Source organism: Bacillus yapensis, from assembly GCF_005280205.1.
In the GTDB taxonomy this organism is placed as follows: domain Bacteria; phylum Bacillota; class Bacilli; order Bacillales; family Cytobacillaceae; genus Robertmurraya; species Robertmurraya yapensis.
This window is the reverse complement of sequence record NZ_SUND01000020.1, coordinates 76,374-96,446: the sequence shown is the minus strand read 5'-3', so window position 1 is coordinate 96,446 and position 20,073 is coordinate 76,374. Positions and strand designations below refer to the sequence as shown.

The following is a 20,073-nucleotide window of genomic DNA, read 5'->3' as shown; positions in this document are numbered from 1 at the left end:
ATTTAGTTTAAGGGGAGGCTTTAGCAGGTTACGGGCTTCCCCCTTGTTTTGGCCAATATTTCCGTCAGATTATTGACAATTAACTCCGTCAATTTCTTGCCATTAAAAGGCGTCAATAACATTCAAATATAACCTTCGTTCCCTGCCCTACCGTTGAATAAATGTGCAATTCCCCGTTTACTGCACGTGCTCTCTCCTCCATACTAAAAAGGCCGACTCCACGGTGAATTTCATCCAAGTTAAAGCCTTTCCCAAAATCCTCAATCATGATTCGTACAGACCCATCCATCTCTCGAATCGTCACATTTGCACGATCAGTTTCTGCATACTTTCTCGCGTTCGTTAGGGACTCCTGAATAATACGATAGATGGCAATTTCCTTATTGGAAGAAAGTCTATTCATTAATGCACAGTCAAAACCAACGTCTATGCCGTAATGCTCAGAATAGCGAACTAAATAGGAGCGAATCGCTGGTACTAAACCTAAATCATCAAGAACAGAAGGACGGAGTTCCCAAGAAATCTCACGAACCTCTTCAATTAAGTCCGTAGCTTCTTTCTGTAATTTTTCCACAATCGGATGATCGATTTCAGTCTGTAATAGATTAATGGTGATAAGATGACTGTAAAGGTTTTGCCCAATCCCATCATGTAAATTACGAGATAAACGGCGTCGCTCTTCTTCCTGTACATCTATAAGTTTAATCATCATTTTCTGAAGCTCTTCCTCTATCTTCTTCAGCTTCGTAATTTCATATCGAATGGCCAAATACTGGTACGGTTTCCCTTTATCATCGAGAAACGGCACAATCGTCGTGTCCACCCAATAATATTCACCATCTTTAGCACGGTTGCGGATTTCACCCTTCCACACCTTCCCAGACGAAATCGTTCTCCACATCTCTTTGAAAAATTCCTTCGAATGATAGTGAGAATTAACAATTCGATGATCAGAGCCGATTAATTCTTCACGAGAGTACTTTGAAACAGCACAAAATTTATCATTCACATATTGAATGATACCTCTTTTATCCGTATAGGCTAAAATCGTTGATTCATCCAAAGCATATTTTAAGTCACTGAGCTCATTATTCGGCTGCGACAAATGATAGTCCATCTTATTAACCTCCAAAAGTTATTAACTAATTGTGTCTTCGATTGAACGAGCCTGTATAATGATTACCTTCTTTTCTTCTTCAGATAATCCCTTTCGCAACCTCTGACCAATTAAAAACACACCTTTTGGAGCCCCATTAAGGTAAATTGGTACGGCATAAGCATATATCAATTTCTCTGCAAGCATGATCGGGTATTCTAGCGCTTTTCCAAGAATATCATGGGGAAAGTCCTCAATCGTCATGGGGCTACCTGTAGAAATGACTCTACCAGCTATTCCTTTCCCATAACGAAGGGTGATATGCTTATATTTTTCGTTTTGATTTCCGGCTACTACATGCCATTTAATATCTGGGCCAATCTGATTTTGAAAAGCAAAACCGACAAAGTCACAGTTCACTTCGTGTAACGTCTTTATGCATATATCCATAATGGCAGCGTTATGTATCGTTTTATCAAACATTCAAATCTTCCTTTACATTCCGTAGCCCAGTAGCCCTTTTTTCAAAGCAAAGGCTACGAGCTCTGGTCTCGTCTTCATTTGGAGCTTTTCCATTAAATTACCTTTATGGGTCTCTACTGTTTTTACACTTATCGATAGCTTTTCGCCAATTTCCTTATTAGAATATCCCTTTGCAATTAAAGTGAGTACCTCTCGTTCCCGATCCGATAATAAGTTAAAATGGTCTGCCTCACCGTCGCGTATTCCGATTAAATACTCTTCCATTAATCTCTTCGTTGCAGAAGGATGAAGATAAGCATTTCCTTTTGAGACGGACTGAATAGCTTGAATAAGTTCATCATGAGGTGCGCTTTTTAAAATACATCCTGAGGCACCCGCCTGAATGGCTCTAAATAAGTATTCTTCATCATCATGCATCGTTAAAATTAGAATGGCTACATTCGGCAGTTGCTTTTTGATTTCTGAAGTGGCTGAAAGACCATCTTTACCGTGGGGCATACTTAAATCCATGACAATGACATCTGGACTTAACTCATGAGCTTTTTCTATTCCTTCATTTCCTTCGGAAGCCTCCCCAACAACCTCCATTTCAGCATGATTATTAAGCAACATTTTCAAGCCCATTCTCACGACAGCATGATCATCAACTAGCAAAATTTTAATCAAGGTATTTCCTCCTTAGCTTGAAACTGGCTATTGTAACGGTAACTCTAACTGAATCGTTGTCCCTTTGCCTAATGTAGAAGTAATTACACAATTCCCACCGATTAGCTTCATTCTCTCATACATCACAGCTAATCCTGGTTTATGTCTATTCTTTTCTACATCAAAACCAATTCCCTCATCACATATAACAATTGCCACTCCATGTTTTTCCCATTCGAGCTTGATATGTACCTGATGAGTATCAGCATATTTCGCAATATTCCCCAACGCTTCCTGACAAACTCGGAATAACATGATTCGATGACGTTCTGGTAGAAGTATTTCTTGCCCAACTTGTTCAACCTCAACAAGAATTCCATACGTCGCTTTATATAAATTCAGATAGCTCTTCAGTGCTGGTAAAAAACCCAACGAAGACAGGGTTGGTGGGTGTAATTCCACGGATAAGAACCGAATTTCTTGAATTGTTTTTTCCAGAATCTCGTTCATTTCATGAACATGATGTTTGCTCTCGTGATCAGTCATATTCGCTTCAAGAAGCTGCATACCTGTGAACACACTATATAACGTTTGCCCAACTCCTTCATGGAGTTCAAATGCAATTCGTTTAATTTCATCTTCTGATGACTGAATGATATAGTTGCTTATTTCTTTTTTCTCTGGCAAACGTTCCATCCAAGTTCCTCCTATTTCTGCTAAACGCTTCTATTGATAATATAACATTTAGTAGGTTTGCTATAAATAACCTAAGCGAGGAAACATAAAAAATGGCCCTCTCTTTACGCTAAATGAAAGGAGAGGGCCATTTAAAGTCTTATATTAAGATGCCTTGTGCACAGAAGGTGACGTACCCTTCTTATCAATTTTATTTCGTTGGTAGAAGTACCAGTTTAGGCCGAATGATAAAACATAAACGGCAATAAAGAAATAAAATGCAGTGACAGGAGAACCTGTTGTACTTGTTGACCATCCAAATAGCTGCGGGATAAAGTATGAGCCATAAGCTGCAAATGCTGCTGTAAAGCCTAATACTGGAGCCGCTTCTTTGGCTGGGAAGATGCTCGGAATCATTTGGAATGTTGATCCAGAGCCAATTCCTGATGCAAGGAACAGGATTAAGAATGACACTAAGAATCCTGTAAATTCTTTTGCATTCGTGAAGTATACAACTCCTAATGCTCCAACTGTCATAACAATAAATACCCATGCTGTAACGAGGGCTCCCCCTAATTTATCAGAAATCCAGCCACCAACAGGTCTAGCAGCTGCTGCAAGTAGAGCTCCTAAAAATGCAAGAGATACATGCTCAGGGAATTGAGATCTTAGTAACAACGGAAATGCTGCTGAATATCCAATAAATGAACCGAAAGTGGCAACATATAAAACTGTCATTATCCACGTATGCTTACGTTTTACAATAACAAATTGTTCTTTAGCAGATTGCGATGTGTTTGGAAGGTTATCCATGCCAAAATATGCGGCAATTGAAACAATCGCAATCGGAATTACCCAGATGAAAGCGGCATTGTGTAACCAAATTGTTTCTCCGCTAGAGAGTACCTGACCTTCACCCATAAAAGCAAAGGTGCTAGTTGCAATGATTAATGGAGTCACAAATTGAACGACTGAAACCCCCATATTTCCTAATCCACCGTTAATTCCAAGCGCTGTACCTTTTTCTGATTTCGGGAAGAAATAGCTCATATTGGATGAAGATGATGAGAAGTTTCCTCCACCTAATCCACATAGTGCTGCTAATAGAAGCATCATAGAAAATGGTGTATCAGGATTTTGAACTGCCATCCCAATACCAATTGCTGGAATAGCTAGAATCGCAGTAGAAATCACTGTCCAATTTCGTCCACCAAATTTTCCAACAGCAAAGGTATAGAAGAATCGCAATGTTGCCCCTACTAATCCTGGAATGGCGGCTAATGTAAATAATTGCTCCTCTGTATAAGTAAAACCAATATCATTTAAACGTACCGCTACAACTGACCAGATTTGCCATACGACAAAAGCTAGCATTAATGACGGAACAGAAATCCATAGATTTCGCTTCGCATGTCTCTTTCCCGTACTCTCCCAAAACTTTTGATCTTCCGGATTCCAGCTTGTAATACGAGTACTTTTTTTCATGACTATCCTACCTTTCGAATAACATACGTTAATTTGTTACACACGTCCGTTGCTGTCCAAGTATCTCCAACTATTTCAACCTTTGATTCCAATGGAATAGCAAAGAATTTCCGCTGGTCAAAGTAAATTCGCAAATGAGTTTGATCTGGACATATCTCTATTTTTCTTATTTCTATACGAACAAAAGGGGCACGTTCTTCTCCCTCATCATCCTGTATCGAAACCTCGACGGGAGATTGAATCAATCCTTCTAAAAGCTCAAAATTAATGGCTGCCACAGGAATTGCACCCTTTCTTATTAGGGTAGACGTACATTTGATAGCCTTGAAGATACTCCCAAAATGCGTCTTCTCCACGTTCTTCTAAGTATTGAATCACTTCTGATTCTGACTGAAAGCGGCTCATTCCTTTTACTTCTGCTACAACAACATCGGCACCATCAACCTTTTTCTCATCTATATACCAATGAAGACGTGTACCCTTAAAAAGTTGTTTCAATATGACATCAATCTCTGCGCCAAAATCTCCACTAGCTTCACGAATGAAGCAGAAATCTAAAAATGTTTCACTGTTCACGTCTGTTCACTTCGCTTTGCTTTTCGTCTCGTTTAAATACAAACAGGGCAATCGGGAAGACGATTAAATTTAAAACGCAATACATAATGGCTACATCATAGTTTTCAAATTTAAATTGATGAACCATTTTCTGAGTGAATACGATGTTCAAAAATAGACAGATTAACAAAGATATAAAATTTACGAGTCTACGATTCATATCTTTTCACCCTTACTGCGTAAACCGCTCCATTTTCAACCTTTACTTCGATTGTTGGCAGTGGACGTCTCGGTGGTCCAGCAATCGGAGAACCCGATTCAACATCGAATTTGCCATGATGACATGGACAAATCATTTCTCCTTCTTCCTTAACCCAAAATACTGGACATTGAAGATGTGTACATGCACTGTTATAGGCAACGAATTTCTCTTCAGAAAGACGAATCAATAAAGCATCGTCATGCTCACCGGGAAACTTGAAATCGACTGCTTCCCCTATACCAATTTTGTTTAAGTCTGCTATTTTCTTATGCGGATATTCCTTTTCACTTAAGCCCATTAGTTCCTTCGCAGCAACTGCTCCCCATGGAAGAGAGGAAACAGCGAATACCCCCGCTGCCCCTACTAATGTTTTCATAAATCCTCGTCTATCTAGCTTTCTTTCATTATTACGATGAATATTATGGGTGTAATTATTTTCATCAAAGGGGATTCGATTGTTTTTCTCTGACATAATTCATCCCTCCTAAAACAATTTCGTAACGCCTTGAAGAATACCTGGCAAATTCACTTTTACATTCGTTTCATTTTCTAGATACGGCATACTTGTTACCCATTTGCCATTATCAAGATTAAACTGCTTTTGCTTTGCTTCAATCTCTACCTCAGTTAGCCACTGAAGTGTATTTGTTGGACAAACACTCGCACACATTGGCGGAATGCCGTCCTTTGTACGGTCGATACACAAGTCACATTTATACATAAGATTTTGTTCTGTATCAAACTTTGGAATTCCATATGGACAGGCAATCGTACAGTTTTGGCAACCAATACATTTTTCTACTAACGCTGATAAAACAGCACCTGTCTCATGAATTTGAATCGCTTGCGCCGGACAGCTTCTCGCACATGCCGGATTAACACAGTGAAGGCACATGAGAGGCATCGTTTGTCGGTTCACAAGAGGATTCACATCATACACATAGTTGCGATTTCTCTCCTCGTGACCGCCACACTGCGTACAAGCAGCTAGGCAAGAGCGACAGCCGATACAGTTTTCTAATTCTATATAGAGCCTCTTCTTCATTTAGTGCACCTTCTTTATTGATTTCTCGATTTGCGCAGCACATGCCTTAAATTCTGGCATTCTAGAAATTGGGTCAAGTGCTGGATTTGTAAGTAGATTAATGGATTGATCATGACCAAAGTGGTACGGAACGAACACCGTATCTTTTCGAATCGCTTCGATAATTTTCACTTTGAACATCGCTTCGCCTCTTCGCGTATATAAACGTACAAGCTCTTCATGCTCAATATCGTACTTGGCCGCTGTTTCTGGATGAATCTCAATATATGGTTCAGGACACATATCTCGTAAAAATTGAATTCTTCTTGTTTGGTTCCCAGATAAATAATGGTAAACAACACGACCAGTTGTTAAACGAAGTGGGTACTCTTCATCTGGCTCTTCTGCTGGTGGACGATAAGGAAGCGCACAGATTTTCGCTTTTCCATCTGGATGATAGAATTTCTTATCGAGGAACATATGTGGTGTCCCTTCATCATCCTCGCTCTTACATGGCCAGAAAACACCATCTTGCTTCTCGATTTTGTCCCAAGTAGCTCCAGAGTAGTCTGCATATCCACCTTTTGTTGCTGCTCTGAATTCATCAGCGACATCTTTTGCAGTTTTTAAATGAGAAAAATACTTCCCTCTTCCTAACCGTTCAGCAAGCTCCACTTGAATTTGCCAATCTGGCTTCGATTCACCAAGTGGCTCCTGTGCTTTGTTAATCTTAATGATGCGTCCCTCTAAATTCGTTACTGTACCTTCGTCCTCAGACCATGTTACGGCTGGTAAAATCACATCCGCAAATTCAGCTGATTCTGATAGATAGAAGTCCGAACACACCATAAAGTCTAAGTCTTTCAAAGCTTTTCTGACAAAGTTTGAGTTAGGCGCAGAAACTGCTGGGTTCGAACATAATAGGTAAAGACCTCGAATCACTTTTTGATCCATTAATTCAAACATTTCATAAGCCGAAACCCCTGGCTGTGGCATCTCTTCTTCTGTAATTCCCCAAAACTCACATACTTCCTTTACATGCTGTGGGTTTGTCAATTTACGATACCCAGGAAGTAAGTCTGATTTTTGACCGTGCTCACGTCCACCTTGACCGTTCCCTTGTCCTGTAAACGTTGCAACACCTGACTTCGGACGCCCGATTTTCCCTGTGATAAGCGCCATATTTGTGTAAGCAGATACGTTATCTACTCCTTTATGTTGTTGCTCAATTCCACGAGCAAACATCACAACAGCATTCGGTGCTTTACCATAAATCTCGGCGGCTCGAATAATTTTTTCAGGTGCAACTCCAGTGATTTCGCTTGTATATTCTGGTGTAAACTGCTTCACAAGCTCTTTTGTTTCTTCAAAACCATTTGTGTGATTGTTCACAAACTCTTCATCAACATGACCATTTTCGATTAATAGATTCAGAATTCCATTTGCTAATGCCAAATCAGTTCCTGGTCTTAAATCAAGATGCACATCGGCTCTTCTTGCAATTGGTGTTTCACGAGGGTCTGCAACAATAAGATAGCCCCCTCTTTCTTGTACATGCCATACTCTAAACATCGATGTTGGATGACATTCGGCTGTATTACTTCCAGCGATGAACAAGCAATCGGTCTCATGTAAATCCGTCCATGGTAATGTTGAACCACGGTCGACTCCAAAGGAGCGTAAGAACCCACCGGCTGCACTGGACATACAGAAACGTCCATTGTAATCGATATAGCGAGTTCCAAGTGCGACACGGGCAAACTTACCAGTTAAGTAGCACTTTTCGTTCGTCATGGAAACACCGCTGAATACAGATAGAGAATCTTTCCCATAAGCCTGTTGAAGCTTTTGAAAGTTTGTCGCAATTAAATCATACGCTTCATCCCAACTTGCCTCGCGGAATCCTTTTGTTGTTCCTTTTAATGATTTATCATCACGAATTAAAGGCTTAAGAATACGGTCATCATGATTTGTTTGTTGATAAGCCGTAACGCCTTTCGGACACATTTTTCCTACATTTACTGGCCAATCATATCTAGGCTCTACGCCGATAATTTTATTTGATCTCGTATCAACTCGTAAGTTCATTCCACATTGCATCCCACAGTAACTACAATGCGTTTTAACAAGTGTTTCGTTAGGATGCTGCAGATTCTCTATTTCTTTGAAAAATTTATCCCTTTGCATTCTGGTTTGCCTCCTTAACCTTTACTTCATGTGTAGGGAATCCAGAAAATTGTGCAATCCGATATTTTCTACGACATGGCAGACAAAGCTCTGCTAAATGGAACTGTTCTTTTTTAAATTCAATTTCATTAACGCCTAATACTTGAATAACGTCGTTAGATTGTTCTGTAGAAACAAACTCGGTTCCACACACTTTACAAGCCTTCATCGATTGCTCTCCATAATGTTCACGATAGTTTTTCGCAAAGACACTAAGCGGTCGGAACGGAATATGTGCAAGTTTTCCAAACGGTAAATAGATTAGTGTAACGATAACTGAATATTGATGGATAAGACTCATTGCATAATGGCCCCAACCATGTAGAAAGACATTACTGAATGTAAGTGCTAATCCAGTTACGCTGATGAAAATTAACATGATTAATGGTAAAAAGTCATACATAAACTTTTGGTCGGCTCTTGCTTGCATATTTTTTAGGCGACGATAGAGCGCCATGCAAACCCCAGTAATAACCATTAAAGCTGAAATATTTAATGCATTATAGGAAAGCTGAGCAATCAATCCTTCTGCAGGAACTGTCATGATGTTCATTCCAAAAAGAACAATTGTATAGTACCCATTCTCTGTCATTGTGAAGTACATCCAGCTGAATACTAATGGGAATGTGACCATACAAGAAAGTAAACAACCCCACCCGATTAAAAAGTGTTGCGTCCAACGGTAAATACCACGGTTCCAGATAAAACGGTAAGTAGCTAAATGCTCAACTGACGTTTTCGGTGTTGATTTTCGAAAAAGTAACTTTATTCCCTTCTTAATAATGATTTTTGTAGGTGGTCTTTCTCCCCAAGCGATGAAGCGATAGAAAAATCCTCCTAAAAAGACGATGGTTCCAACCATATACCCGTATAAGTTTAAGTCAACATGCGTGAACATCCTTGTGCCTATAAAGGTTAGAATGATAAGTCCTAAGACAGCTAAGAACATTGACTTAGCAAATTTTGACGCAAACGCGTTGTCCAGTGAGTTCACATTTTTTGATTCCATGTTTGCTCCTCCTTGTGCTCCAATAACTTACCTTCATTTTAAAATCACTTAAGAATTTCTCGTATAGGGGGATCTCCCTACTCACGAGGAGAAATTCCCCTAGTGACCGTTTTTCGCCTATTTTCACAGGAATTCGACCGTTACAAACCTTGATTTGACAAGGTTTTCTCAAGTCTGTACATTTTGTGACAACTTTGTTACGCATTGCACAAACTTTCAATTTAGGTTTTTGCAAAAATAAAAAGGCTAATGCAGCCGCATTAACCTTTTGGGGTGATCGAAATATTCAACTTCTCTATTTGTATAATACTTTTATCTACTAATATTGGATTAGCCTAAATGACCAACAAAAATAATGTAAGCAAGGAATGATGTGATGACTAGAGTAAAGCCTACGGTAAAAATACTCCTGAGTGCCCCTTTCCAGTCTCTTACACCCAAAAATCCGATTATTCCTAGTAAAAATACAACTAGACAGAAATAAAATAGAAGTTCAAGAGGATGGATACCAAACCATTTCACAAAACGGTCATTCATCGAATTTGTAGACAGCAAGATCATTGCTACTACACAGACAAAAGATAAGTAAAAGGACCATCGATTGAATATGGAACCCACTAGCATCCCTCCCTCACTAGGCGTATGAGGTCTCTTAAGAAACATGATTTTAGAACTGGCAGAGATTATATTAAGGCTCTTTTCTCAAACTTTGTTCCTTTTAGAACATAAAATCAATGAATTAAACTGTATCTATAATAATATCTAGTTTTATCTTAATGAGAAAAGAGCTTGCAAACATCACAACGATGCACCAAATAGCTATTTCTACGTTAAAATCAGCTGTAGGATTTTAACAACAATCTTTACGAAAGCAGTCAACATTAAAATCAATACAATGAAAATTCTCCAATAAATCTTTGACCTATTAATCTAGGCATAGGAGGAAGTGAAACAACTGTCAATGCTCCGTCAGGAAGATGGCTAAAACTCCTATCTCTTATCGAATAGAAGCCATTTTCCTTTAACTTATACAATTCCGTTTCAGTCCCCTTCAATACAATTTTACTCATACCTGCTTGATACCATTCCACAAAATAATCGAAGTAATCAGGGAACTGGCAATTATTCGCGCTCACCATATTGATGGTTGATATCGTTGCAGCGTGCGCGACCTGTGCAGCAACTTTTCCGGGCTCCATTTTTAAATCACTATTTACTACAAAATATTGAATAACTTCATTGTCCATTCTCCCCAGCCCTCCTACATCCAATTAATATAACTTACCTTATTTATACGGTTATGTATGATTGTTTATGAGTCTTTTAGTTTACTTATCAAAAGCAGTAACAATTATATTAAAATACTATTACCAAACTTTACCTTATGAAGACATGTCCCAGGTGTATCAATAGTTTAGAAGTGTTGGAAATATATAGAGGATGTCCCTCCTAAAATATCATGTTACTGTAAATGAGAACTTTCAAGGAGGTATTGAAATGAAAAAACTAATTTCAATCATAGCATTCAGTACAATCATGTTTGCAGGTGTCGGTAGTACTTTCGCTGCAAGCCATACTGTATCTAAAGGAGAAACATATTGGAAAATTGGAGTCAACTACGGGGTACCTGTTAATTCTTTAATGAAAGCAAACAATGCTAAAAATAGTAATTTAAATATTGGACAAAAAATCACGATTCCAGCATCATCAATAACAACTTCGGAAAAAGATTTATTAGCAAGACTTGTGGAAGCTGAAGCAAAAGGCGAATCTTACGCAGGAAAAGTAGCCGTTGCTACTGTAATTTTAAATCGTGTCGATAGTAGTCTTTTTCCGAACACTGTTAATGGAGTCATTTATCAATCTGGACAATTTACACCTGTTAGCAATGGATCGATTAAAAAAGCGGCAAGTAGCACTTCTAAGAAGGCTGTAAACGAAGCATTAGCATTTCGTGGACAAGGTAGTGGTTCCCTTTACTTCTATAATCCAAAGAAAACAACCAACACATGGTTACGCTCGAAAAAAGTAACCATTACAATTGGAAATCACGTATTTGCGAAATAAGCTACAACAATACACTAAGCACTCCATTTGGGGTGCTTCAGAATGTCGACAAAAGCCATCGAGAGGCAACCTCTCAGTGGCTTTTGTCATTTTTGGCATAGTTTGGCTATAAAAATCCGTTGATTTCCGCTCCGGGCACTTGCTTTCCGGGGGGCAGGCGGTGAGCTTCCTCGGAGCTGTCGCTCCTGTGGGATCTCACCTGTCCTGCAAATCCCCCAGGAGTCAAGCACCCTCCACTCCAATCAACTAGCTTGGCTCCTCTTAAGCGGGTTCCAAAGTCCAAGTTGCCATTTTCTTTAAGTACATGGCAGCAAACGTAAGTATCGCCTGCATAGACAATTTTTTAAGACTTCGTAAGGTTGTCCATCTCATTCCATGATTTTCCTTCGCATCCGCAAAAACATGTTCAATCTTCTCCTTGCGTTTCGCGTATATCTGTTTGATTTCTTCATTGTGACGTAAATGTTCTGCTTCTTCTATGTAAGCTTCCTAAATATGACGTTGTATAAGCTTTTGATGGTTTTTACATTCAGTGCACTTCGAAAGAAACGGGCATTCTGCAAAAATCAATAGATTGGATTTATATTGTCTTAAATATGAACTACTGGAGCGATACTTGGACGACCAACCCCTGAATATAAGTTTTCAACCAAGGGATAGATGAACGAAAAATCAATAGCTGCCACTAGCTTGGCTTGCGCACTAAATGCTCTTCAGGAACTAGTTGATCTATCGTCAGTATTTCTAATTGTGCACGGTCATTTGATTGGTTTCTCGTCATCATGTTACGTCAACTCGAAAATTTTTTATCTTATTAGAAGTTGATTGGAATGGAGGGTGGCGACTCCTGCGGGAAAAGCGGGAAAGTCGAGACTTACTGTCGCTAGCGCCTTCCAGCTCGGCCCCGCCCGCGGAAAGCGCCACACGGAGTGGAAATCAACCTATATCGTCTATCATAACTCTATTTTAAAAGAAAAAAGACTGTAGGCACTCATTTAAGGTGCTTTATTTATTTTGCTTAAGACTTTACAAGAAATACATCGAAAACTACTTCGGTAGTCAAGGGAATTCAATTTGACATTGATCAGTTAATTGAATTTCATCGATGTCAATAAACTTTTTCAAAAAAAGTTTGACATTTTTGTGAACAAATTGAATAATTTAAATAAAGGGAGGTTGAATATTGTGACATCAAGAGAAAAAGTATTAAATCTTGTTAAGTATATCGGTTTAACCTTATTAATATCTGGTTCGGTTATGTTCTTATTCGGCTTTATTGGAAGCGGTTTCGGAATATTGACACCTATTGGTTTAGGTATGATAGTTGGGGCTGTTTTCATTTTTCTTATAGGGGTATTCTTTGTTGCAACGGAAGAAATGATTGATAATACTCATAAAGGAATTCAACTGAAATCGATGAATACAAAAAAAGGAGCTCAATAACCTGAGCTCCTTTCATATACAAATTACATATCCCACACAAACAGGAATAGCGTACCAAATATCGTAATCATGGCGATTAATATCATAAAGTAGACATTACCATAAATAGCCCATTTGTCTTTCGTTTCACCAGCGTGCATAAACACCACTAATTGAAGCAATGCTTGAACAAAGGCTGTTACGACTAAAATGGTAAGTCCCGCTGTGAAGGACAAGTCTAAGAAATATACAAGTAAAGCAATTGCTGTGAGTATCAAAGAAAACACAAAGCCCATTACTTGTTTTGCCGGGAATAATTCTTTCATATTACATCATTCCTTTCAAGTAGATGAAGCTGAAAATAAAGATCCACACTACATCTAAGAAATGCCAATAAAGTGAGAAAATAAATGATTTATTTGCTGTTTCTGGTGTTAAACCACGTTTTTTCACTTGAAGAATAATAGCAGTTCCCCAGAACAACCCGAATGTTACGTGAGCTCCGTGCGTTCCTAATGTCGTTAAAAGACTCGCAGTAAATGCGCTTGTTTGTAGACCTGCACCAATATGAACATAATGTACAAATTCGAAGATCTCAAAACCTAAGAAGCCCAAGCCCAATAATAACGTGATGGCAAAAAATGTAATCATCGCTTTTGTTTTACCAAGACGCATCGCGTGAATCCCTAAACCGATCACAAAGCTACTTGTTAAAAGTAACAGCGTTTCAATTAAGACAGGAGTTATTTCAAAGATCTCTGCTCCTGCTGGGCCACTTCCGGTTCTGTTTTCTAATACAAAATAAGAAGTAAATAGTGTTGCAAAAAGCATGATTTCTGCACCGAGGAATACCCAGAAACCAAAAATATTTAAATCGTTTTGTTTCGTACTATATTCAAGAGGTTGAGAGTGTTCTAGATTCATTTTTTTGCACCCCCTAATTTTTCTTCCGTTTCCTCTACTTCTTCTAATGAAATATAACGCCCATGGTCGTTTTCAAATGAACGACTCGCTAGGCAAGCGAATATTCCTAATGTTGCAATTATAACCAAAGGCCAAATGGCGAATACGAACGAAAATCCCCAAACAAAGAATATAGCAGACAAGATAAATGGCATTCCACTATTATTCGGCATATGAATTTTCTTCAGTGGCTCTGGGAATAATACATGTTTCTTTTTCTTTGCATCCCAGAACGGTTCAACTGAATTCACCGCAGGTGTAATAGCAAAGTTATATTCTGGAACTGGAGTATGTGTTGCCCATTCCAAAGTACGTGCATCCCATGGGTCGCTTCCAATATTTCTTGGAGCATAACGAATGCTATAGTAAATGTTATAGACGATCAGCACAAAGCCAATAGCCATAATACCTGCACCAATGAATGATAGCATATTCAATGGTCCAAATCCTGTTGACTCAGAATATGTGTACATACGGCGAGCCTGACCATCTAAACCAGTGATATACATTGGGAAGAATGCTAAAACGAAACCAATTGATAGTGCCCAGAACGTCCATTTTCCAATTCTTTCGTTTAACATAAATCCAAACATTTTTGGCCAATAATACGTAAGACCAGCAAGCATCGCGAACACAACACCCGGAATAATTGTATTGTGGAAGTGAGCCACTAAGAACATCGTATTATGATATTGATAATCTGCTGCTGACATAGCAAGCATTACCCCTGTAACTCCACCAATTGTGAAGAGCGGGATAAAGCCAATTGAATACAGCATCGGAACGGTAAAACGAATTTTCCCCTTCCACATCGTAAACAACCAGTTGAAAATCTTAACCCCTGTTGGAACCGCAATAGCCATTGTTGTAATGGAGAAGAAGCTATTCGATGCAGCTCCTTGACCCATCGTAAAGAAATGGTGAGCCCAAACGAGACAAGATAGAACTGAGATAATGACCATTGAAGCAACCATTGATGTATAGCCATATAGATTTTTACTTGAGAATGTTGAAATGATTTCACTATAGAGACCGAAGGCCGGTAAAATTAAGATATATACTTCAGGATGTCCCCAAACCCAGAAAAGGTTTGCCCAAAGCATATCCATACCACCATTGCTACTTGTGAAAAAGTTTGTTGCAAATAGACGGTCCATTGTTCCCATTGCTAAAGCAACTGTTAAAACTGGGAAAACAGTGACAATGATTAAGTTAGCCACAAGAGTCGACCATGTGAACATTGGCATTTTCATTAACGTCATGCCAGGTGCTCTCATTTTTAAAATCGTCGTAATCATATTAATACCTGTCATCAATGAACCTAATCCAGATATTTGTAGCGCGATCATATAATAGTTCGTCCCCACTGACTCACTAAATTCAGTACCTGCAAGCGGGAAATAGGATGTCCATCCTGCATCAGGCGAACCACCGATAACAAAAGAGATATTAAATAACATAGCCCCCATAAAGAACAACCAGAAGCTGATCGCATTTAAACGAGGAAATGCAACATCACGAGCTCCAATTTGTAATGGGACAATGTAATTCATAAATCCAAAAATGAATGGCATCGCCATGAACATAATCATTACGACCCCGTGTGTCGTAAAAATTTCATTGTAATGCTGGGCATCCAGCAATTTACTGTCAGGTGTTGCGAGCTGAGCACGCATCATAATGGCATCGACGCCACCACGGAACAGCATAAGAATAGCTGATATTATATACATTAAACCAAGTCTCTTATGGTCTACAGTTGTTAACCATTCACGCCATAAGTAGCCCCACTTTTTAAAATAGGTTAACCCAGCAATAATAGCGATCACTGTAAGTGCAATTACAACCATTGAAGCATAAATTGCTGGACTTGGATGTGGTATTGCAAAACGTTCAAAAAATTCCATCCGTTTGTTTCTCCTTTCGAGAAAAATTACTTTTCGATTTACTTATTAATGACCCTCATGTTCAGAATGGTTTGCCTCTGAATGAGAATGTTCCTCGTGAGATTCATCAGTTTCTTCAGTTTCAGATGTACCATGATCATGTTCAGGTGCTGGTGAAAATTCTAAATGAGTCCCAGTGAACGTCATTTGACCAAGGTGACCAGGTTCAAGAATTTCATCAAACTTTTTCTCTGTGAGAGGAGCAGCAGTCTCCTTAACCTCTTCTACCCAATCATCAAAATCATCTGCAGTCATTGCTGTCACGTTGAAAGAATTTTCAGCGAATCCCTTCCCACTGAAGTTCGCATTACGTCCCATATATTCACCGATCTCGTCAGCTGCTAAATGTAATGTCGTTACCATGTCTGCCATGGCATATTTCTGACCACCAAGCTGTGGAATCCAGAAACTTGTAATAGGACCATAAGAATAGAGTTTGAATTCAATTGGTCTATCTGTTGGAATATATAAGTAATTAACTGTTTCGATGTCCTGTTCTGGATAGCTAAAATGCCATTTCCAGTTGGAAGATGAAGCATAAATAACTAAAGGCTCTTGTTCTTCATACCCTACTGGAGCTGATTCAACAATATAATTACTTTTAACAGAAACAAAAGAGAAGAAAGCCACAATAATAATTGGAACTCCTACACAAATTAATTCAACCCAGAAGTTCCCTTCCATATGCGGAGGCTCATAATCTTCCGGTAAGTTTGAAGCACGGTATTTAATCAAAACATAGATTAATATCGCAAACACTATGATAACGATACCGGACATAATCCCGATTGATAATAGGATGTCTCCGGCTTGCCTTTCAGCTTGAGGACCTTTTGGATCTAAGACCATTAAAGGTTCGCATCCTGTTAACACAGTGACAATAGTGAAAATTATCATTAAAAAAGTCCATTTTATTTTCATAAAAGGTTGCTCCTTTCTTGTTCAATTAATCACAATCTCATATATGTAATGACAATTCGAAATTGGATTATAAGAATATTTGTTTTTAAGTACCTGATTGCACTTACTATAGTAACACGAGTTAGCTGTATATAAATGTGACGAAATTTCGAAGGATTTATTTTACAATATTTAACGCTTTCACTTACCTGAATTTACACGAAGTTCTGATTTGTAGGATTTTCGTGACTATATAGGGAATATTAATTTGTGGAATAAACGAAGGATAATCTCGGACACTAATACTAGTAGAATGATGTTAGCGACAATACATTGATATAACTAACACCCATGGAGAAAATGAACTAACTTGGAGGTACATCATGGATTTTTCGTGGATTTTTGGTGTGTTTTTATTCATCAATCCAGCTAATACTCTGACCATTGTAGAAAATGATGAAACGATCGCAGAAATCAATCGCGAAGATATAGCCTTACAATTACCAGGATTAGAGCTTTTGGATCCTATAAAGTCCGAAACATTATCCCAACAAATTAATGAACAAATTAAAAAACCTCCAGAGAATGCTTCCATTAGTGATGCCGGTAGCATTATTCCTGAAAAAATTGGCCATCGACTGAATGAACACGCATTTATGGAAAAGTTGTATGAATTCTATTATAAAAATGGACCCGGTACATTCGAGGTACCAAAAATATATCAATATCCAAAGGTAGACAGTGAGCTATTGTCAAATATTCGCACAAAACGGATTGGACAATACATTACATACTATAATTCCTATAATAAATTTCGCTCTCATAATATTGCTTTGGCGGTTCAGGCGATTAATAATTACGTCGTCTTCCCTGGAGAGATTTTTTCATTTAACAAAGTGGTTGGCCAACGTACTGTAGCGAAAGGGTATCAAAAGGCACCGGAAATCGTTAGAGGCGAGACAATAGAAGGAATCGGCGGAGGAATATGTCAGGTTTCCTCCACCCTATTTAATGCTGTAGATCGGTCTGGTGTTACGATTACCGAGCGCTACTCTCATAGCAAACGCGTACCCTATGTACCTCCAGGTCGAGATGCAACCGTGAGCTGGTACGGTCCAGATTTCGCATTTAAAAATGAATATAACCTCCCTATATTGATACGTGCTCGGGCATTTGGAGGGCAAGTAGTTGTGTTCATCTATTCTTCTGAGGATATTAATTATCATCCTCGTAATGTGCGAGGGATTTTACAATTTCCTACTCGTTTTGCTGAGTAATTTTATTTAGCTCATTCTCTAAATCTTGAAGTGAAAGCTCGAACAATTGTTGGTTTTTAATTTTAAATACACCATGCTGAAGTAATCTATCAATAAGTTCATCTCTTTTCATTGCGTCGTTCATTTATTTACCTCCTTAACTAAACAAAAAACCTCTTCTTATCATTTATCCAAACAATAAGAAGAGGTTTATAATTTAGCCGCTCGTCTTATCTTTCAAGCAATCTGCTTGATGGAATTGGCACAGTTCTCATAAAATGAGTCTGTTGCCGAGGTTTCTTAGGGCCAAATCCCTCCACCTCTCTGGATAAGAAAAATAATTCATATTAAATTTATAGGAATAATATAGATCAGATTTTTATTTTAGTCAATTGATTAGGCTTTTTTTGCTGAAATAGTGCCAGTTCCTTTACGCTGAATCAATCTCGGTGCATTTGATAACAACAGCAGAATGACTACTGAGCATAGGATCGTAGCCCCTAGCATTGTTCCACCATTCACAATTAATGAATAGATGACTGGCGACATTCCCTCTGGAGCATTTTCACCCCAGAAAATAACTCCCGCAATAAAATGCCAAAAATAACGAGCCACACTTCCAACAAAGATGGCTACAACAGCCCATTGCAATGCTTTTTTCTTTTCCCCATTTTGCAGATGAGATTGAATTGGTTTATAGAAAAGACCCGCAAATCCAATAAAAGCAAAAGCAATGAAATATTCAATGGCAAATTGAATCGGTGTTAAGAAATAAATATCTCCTATTGCAACCTGAAGTAATCCCCAAATAAAGCCAGATAAGATACTTACCGTAAAGCCCCAGCGAAAAGCCAAAATAAAGATGGGTACCATTGCGAATGAAATGGAAATCCATGGACCTAATTGAATGGCTGGTAGAAGGTCTAAAATCAATGCAAATGCTGCAAAAAAGGCAGCCTCAATCATCGCAAGTAAACCTAATTTTTTCATAAAAAAATCTCCCCTTTTATTAGATACGAAAGACCTCAAGGGAGAACATGTCTAAAGACGGATACTATTGAACCGTCTTCCACATCCCTGCGCTAGCATTAACTAACAGGTTCAAAGGGTCAGAACAAAACGTTCACTCTCAGCTATAAGCTCCCCTTGTGGTTTCCGCTATGTATATGTCTCATACATTATATCCCATTTAATAACCTTTTTGAAGTAATAATTAATTCTCATTCATAAAGTGCAAAATGTTCGAATGAGAAATAATAAAAATAAGGGGAGCAATCGTTATTTAACTGCTACCCCTTACGTAATCAAAAATGCTTCTTATACCATTCCTTAGCTGCTTCTACCTCAGACATTGTTAATTGATGACCAAATCGCTCCCAATGAATGTCTGTATCTGCTCCGGCATTTGCTAATAGAGTCTGCAATTCAATCGATTCTTGTGATGGGCAAATCGGATCATTCTCACCAGCACCGATAAAAACTGGCGTACCTTGAAGATTTGGCAATTCCACTCCTCTTCTTGGCACCATTGGATGATGGAGAATCGCACCTCGCAAGGCATTTTCATAGTGGAATAAGAGGCTACCAGCGATGTTCGCCCCGTTCGAATAACCAATCGCGATCACATTATTACGATCAAATCCGTGTTCTTTGGCTGCTTCATCTAAGAAATCATATAGTTCCTTTGTACGGAAGATCAAATCCTCTTCATCAAATATTCCTTCTGCTAAGCGACGGAAGAAACGAGGCATCCCATTTTCTAAGACATTCCCTCTGACACTTAAGATTGAGCTTTCCGGATCGATCATATTTCCTAGGCTTAATAAGTCTTGTTCATTTCCTCCAGTACCATGTAATAACAGCAATGTTGGTTTTTCTTTTGAACCTTCTTTAAAAATATATTTCAACGTAAGAACCCCCTGGATTTTATCTTGAATTCAAGATAATTTTATTAAAAGGAATTAGGAATGTCAAATTTTCTTCCTATCTCTTCTTCGAATATCCCAACTCTATTATGTCCAAATTGGCCATAATAGAACGAGCTTGAGTGTTACACTCA

General features: G+C 38.5%; 24 protein-coding genes, 1 pseudogene and 2 riboswitches. Of the genes and pseudogenes, 3 read left to right on the top strand and 22 right to left on the bottom strand.

What is annotated here, in order from left to right; all coding sequences use genetic code 11:
- Window positions 1-112: 112 nt before the first annotated feature.
- The 14 genes from FAR12_RS20075 to FAR12_RS20010 all read right to left on the bottom strand — a co-directional run bounded on the left by FAR12_RS20075 (window position 113) and on the right by FAR12_RS20010 (window position 10,707).
- Entirely contained in the window at window positions 113-1,117 is a 1,005-nt protein-coding gene (locus tag FAR12_RS20075) for a PAS domain-containing sensor histidine kinase (RefSeq protein WP_126410554.1), read from the bottom strand.
- 21 nt (window positions 1,118-1,138) lie between these two features.
- The gene (locus tag FAR12_RS20070; protein WP_126410553.1) at window positions 1,139-1,579 is read right to left on the bottom strand and encodes a GAF domain-containing protein; all 441 of its coding nucleotides are present in this window, start codon (window positions 1,577-1,579) and stop codon (window positions 1,139-1,141) included.
- 12 nt (window positions 1,580-1,591) lie between these two features.
- Window positions 1,592-2,245: a response regulator gene (locus FAR12_RS20065; protein WP_126410552.1), complete on the bottom strand. Its 654-nt coding sequence runs from the start codon at window positions 2,243-2,245 to the stop codon at window positions 1,592-1,594.
- Window positions 2,246-2,272: 27 nt separating this feature from the next.
- Entirely contained in the window at window positions 2,273-2,920 is a 648-nt protein-coding gene (locus FAR12_RS20060) for a sensor histidine kinase (RefSeq protein WP_126410551.1), read from the bottom strand.
- A 144-nt stretch (window positions 2,921-3,064) separates the two neighbouring features.
- On the bottom strand, window positions 3,065-4,384 hold the full coding sequence (locus tag FAR12_RS20055; protein WP_126410550.1) for a NarK family nitrate/nitrite MFS transporter: 1,320 nt from the start codon (window positions 4,382-4,384) through the stop codon (window positions 3,065-3,067).
- Between the two features lie 2 nt (window positions 4,385-4,386).
- The gene (locus tag FAR12_RS20050; protein ID WP_246010460.1) at window positions 4,387-4,662 is read right to left on the bottom strand and encodes a hypothetical protein; all 276 of its coding nucleotides are present in this window, start codon (window positions 4,660-4,662) and stop codon (window positions 4,387-4,389) included.
- Window positions 4,649-4,960 carry a hypothetical protein gene (locus FAR12_RS20045; protein ID WP_126410549.1) on the bottom strand — a complete coding sequence of 104 codons (312 nt, stop codon included), beginning with the start codon at window positions 4,958-4,960 and terminating at the stop codon, window positions 4,649-4,651. Before FAR12_RS20045 ends, FAR12_RS20050 begins: the two co-directional genes overlap by 14 nt.
- The gene (locus FAR12_RS20040; RefSeq protein ID WP_126410548.1) at window positions 4,950-5,159 is read right to left on the bottom strand and encodes a hypothetical protein; all 210 of its coding nucleotides are present in this window, start codon (window positions 5,157-5,159) and stop codon (window positions 4,950-4,952) included. Before FAR12_RS20040 ends, FAR12_RS20045 begins: the two co-directional genes overlap by 11 nt.
- On the bottom strand, window positions 5,149-5,673 hold the full coding sequence (locus FAR12_RS20035) for a QcrA and Rieske domain-containing protein (protein ID WP_126410547.1): 525 nt from the start codon (window positions 5,671-5,673) through the stop codon (window positions 5,149-5,151). Before FAR12_RS20035 ends, FAR12_RS20040 begins: the two co-directional genes overlap by 11 nt.
- Window positions 5,674-5,685: 12 nt before the next feature.
- Window positions 5,686-6,246, bottom strand: coding sequence for a 4Fe-4S dicluster domain-containing protein (locus FAR12_RS20030; RefSeq protein WP_126410546.1), 561 nt, complete (start codon window positions 6,244-6,246; stop codon window positions 5,686-5,688).
- Window positions 6,247-8,412, bottom strand: a complete 2,166-nt coding sequence (locus FAR12_RS20025; protein ID WP_126410545.1) for a molybdopterin oxidoreductase family protein — start codon at window positions 8,410-8,412, stop codon at window positions 6,247-6,249.
- Window positions 8,399-9,460: a hypothetical protein gene (locus tag FAR12_RS20020; RefSeq protein ID WP_126410544.1), complete on the bottom strand. Its 1,062-nt coding sequence runs from the start codon at window positions 9,458-9,460 to the stop codon at window positions 8,399-8,401. The genes FAR12_RS20025 and FAR12_RS20020 overlap by 14 nt, the downstream gene beginning before the upstream one ends.
- A 330-nt stretch (window positions 9,461-9,790) precedes the next feature.
- The gene (locus FAR12_RS20015) at window positions 9,791-10,078 is read right to left on the bottom strand and encodes a hypothetical protein (protein ID WP_126410543.1); all 288 of its coding nucleotides are present in this window, start codon (window positions 10,076-10,078) and stop codon (window positions 9,791-9,793) included.
- A gap of 269 nt (window positions 10,079-10,347) precedes the next feature.
- A complete protein-coding gene (locus tag FAR12_RS20010) occupies window positions 10,348-10,707 on the bottom strand; it encodes an aminoacyl-tRNA hydrolase (protein WP_126410542.1) in 360 nt (119 codons plus the stop codon).
- A gap of 250 nt (window positions 10,708-10,957) precedes the next feature.
- On the opposite strand from FAR12_RS20010, the gene FAR12_RS20005 reads away from it, so the two are divergent.
- Window positions 10,958-11,527 (top strand): cell wall hydrolase, encoded by a 570-nt coding sequence (locus tag FAR12_RS20005; protein WP_126410541.1) that lies wholly within the window; start codon window positions 10,958-10,960, stop codon window positions 11,525-11,527.
- A gap of 261 nt (window positions 11,528-11,788) precedes the next feature.
- On the opposite strand, the pseudogene FAR12_RS20000 reads toward FAR12_RS20005, so the two are convergent.
- Window positions 11,789-12,118, bottom strand: a pseudogene (locus FAR12_RS20000) (transposase); the annotation flags it as partial.
- A gap of 594 nt (window positions 12,119-12,712) precedes the next feature.
- Here FAR12_RS20000 and FAR12_RS19995 point away from each other — a divergent pair.
- Window positions 12,713-12,970 carry a hypothetical protein gene (locus FAR12_RS19995; protein WP_126410540.1) on the top strand — a complete coding sequence of 86 codons (258 nt, stop codon included), beginning with the start codon at window positions 12,713-12,715 and terminating at the stop codon, window positions 12,968-12,970.
- A gap of 23 nt (window positions 12,971-12,993) precedes the next feature.
- Here FAR12_RS19995 and qoxD read toward each other — a convergent pair whose 3' ends face one another.
- The 4 genes from qoxD to qoxA are packed head-to-tail and all read right to left on the bottom strand — an operon-like array spanning window position 12,994 to window position 16,779.
- Window positions 12,994-13,275: a cytochrome aa3 quinol oxidase subunit IV gene (gene qoxD / locus FAR12_RS19990; RefSeq protein WP_126410539.1), complete on the bottom strand. Its 282-nt coding sequence runs from the start codon at window positions 13,273-13,275 to the stop codon at window positions 12,994-12,996.
- Between the two features lies 1 nt (window position 13,276).
- Window positions 13,277-13,873, bottom strand: a complete 597-nt coding sequence (gene qoxC / locus FAR12_RS19985; RefSeq protein WP_126410538.1) for a cytochrome aa3 quinol oxidase subunit III — start codon at window positions 13,871-13,873, stop codon at window positions 13,277-13,279.
- Window positions 13,870-15,819, bottom strand: a complete 1,950-nt coding sequence (qoxB, locus tag FAR12_RS19980; protein WP_126410537.1) for a cytochrome aa3 quinol oxidase subunit I — start codon at window positions 15,817-15,819, stop codon at window positions 13,870-13,872. Before qoxB ends, qoxC begins: the two co-directional genes overlap by 4 nt.
- A gap of 45 nt (window positions 15,820-15,864) precedes the next feature.
- Complete coding sequence (gene qoxA, locus FAR12_RS19975; protein ID WP_126410536.1) at window positions 15,865-16,779, bottom strand: cytochrome aa3 quinol oxidase subunit II; 915 nt, start codon at window positions 16,777-16,779, stop codon at window positions 15,865-15,867.
- Between the two features lie 362 nt (window positions 16,780-17,141).
- Here qoxA and FAR12_RS19970 point away from each other — a divergent pair, with 362 nt between their 5' ends.
- Window positions 17,142-18,035: a VanW family protein gene (locus FAR12_RS19970; protein ID WP_126410535.1), complete on the top strand. Its 894-nt coding sequence runs from the start codon at window positions 17,142-17,144 to the stop codon at window positions 18,033-18,035.
- On the opposite strand, the gene FAR12_RS19965 is transcribed toward FAR12_RS19970, so the two are convergent.
- The 3 genes from FAR12_RS19965 to FAR12_RS19955 all read right to left on the bottom strand — a co-directional run bounded on the left by FAR12_RS19965 (window position 18,016) and on the right by FAR12_RS19955 (window position 19,921).
- Window positions 18,016-18,159, bottom strand: coding sequence for a Fur-regulated basic protein FbpA (locus FAR12_RS19965; protein WP_126410534.1), 144 nt, complete (start codon window positions 18,157-18,159; stop codon window positions 18,016-18,018). The genes FAR12_RS19970 and FAR12_RS19965 overlap by 20 nt on opposite strands.
- Window positions 18,160-18,241: 82 nt before the next feature.
- Window positions 18,242-18,349: riboswitch (SAM riboswitch) on the bottom strand.
- Window positions 18,350-18,410: 61 nt separating this feature from the next.
- Window positions 18,411-19,004, bottom strand: coding sequence for an energy-coupled thiamine transporter ThiT (gene thiT / locus FAR12_RS19960; protein ID WP_126410533.1), 594 nt, complete (start codon window positions 19,002-19,004; stop codon window positions 18,411-18,413).
- Between the two features lie 67 nt (window positions 19,005-19,071).
- Window positions 19,072-19,171, bottom strand: a riboswitch (TPP riboswitch).
- A gap of 147 nt (window positions 19,172-19,318) precedes the next feature.
- The gene (locus tag FAR12_RS19955; protein ID WP_126410532.1) at window positions 19,319-19,921 is read right to left on the bottom strand and encodes an alpha/beta hydrolase; all 603 of its coding nucleotides are present in this window, start codon (window positions 19,919-19,921) and stop codon (window positions 19,319-19,321) included.
- Window positions 19,922-20,073 lie beyond the last annotated feature (152 nt).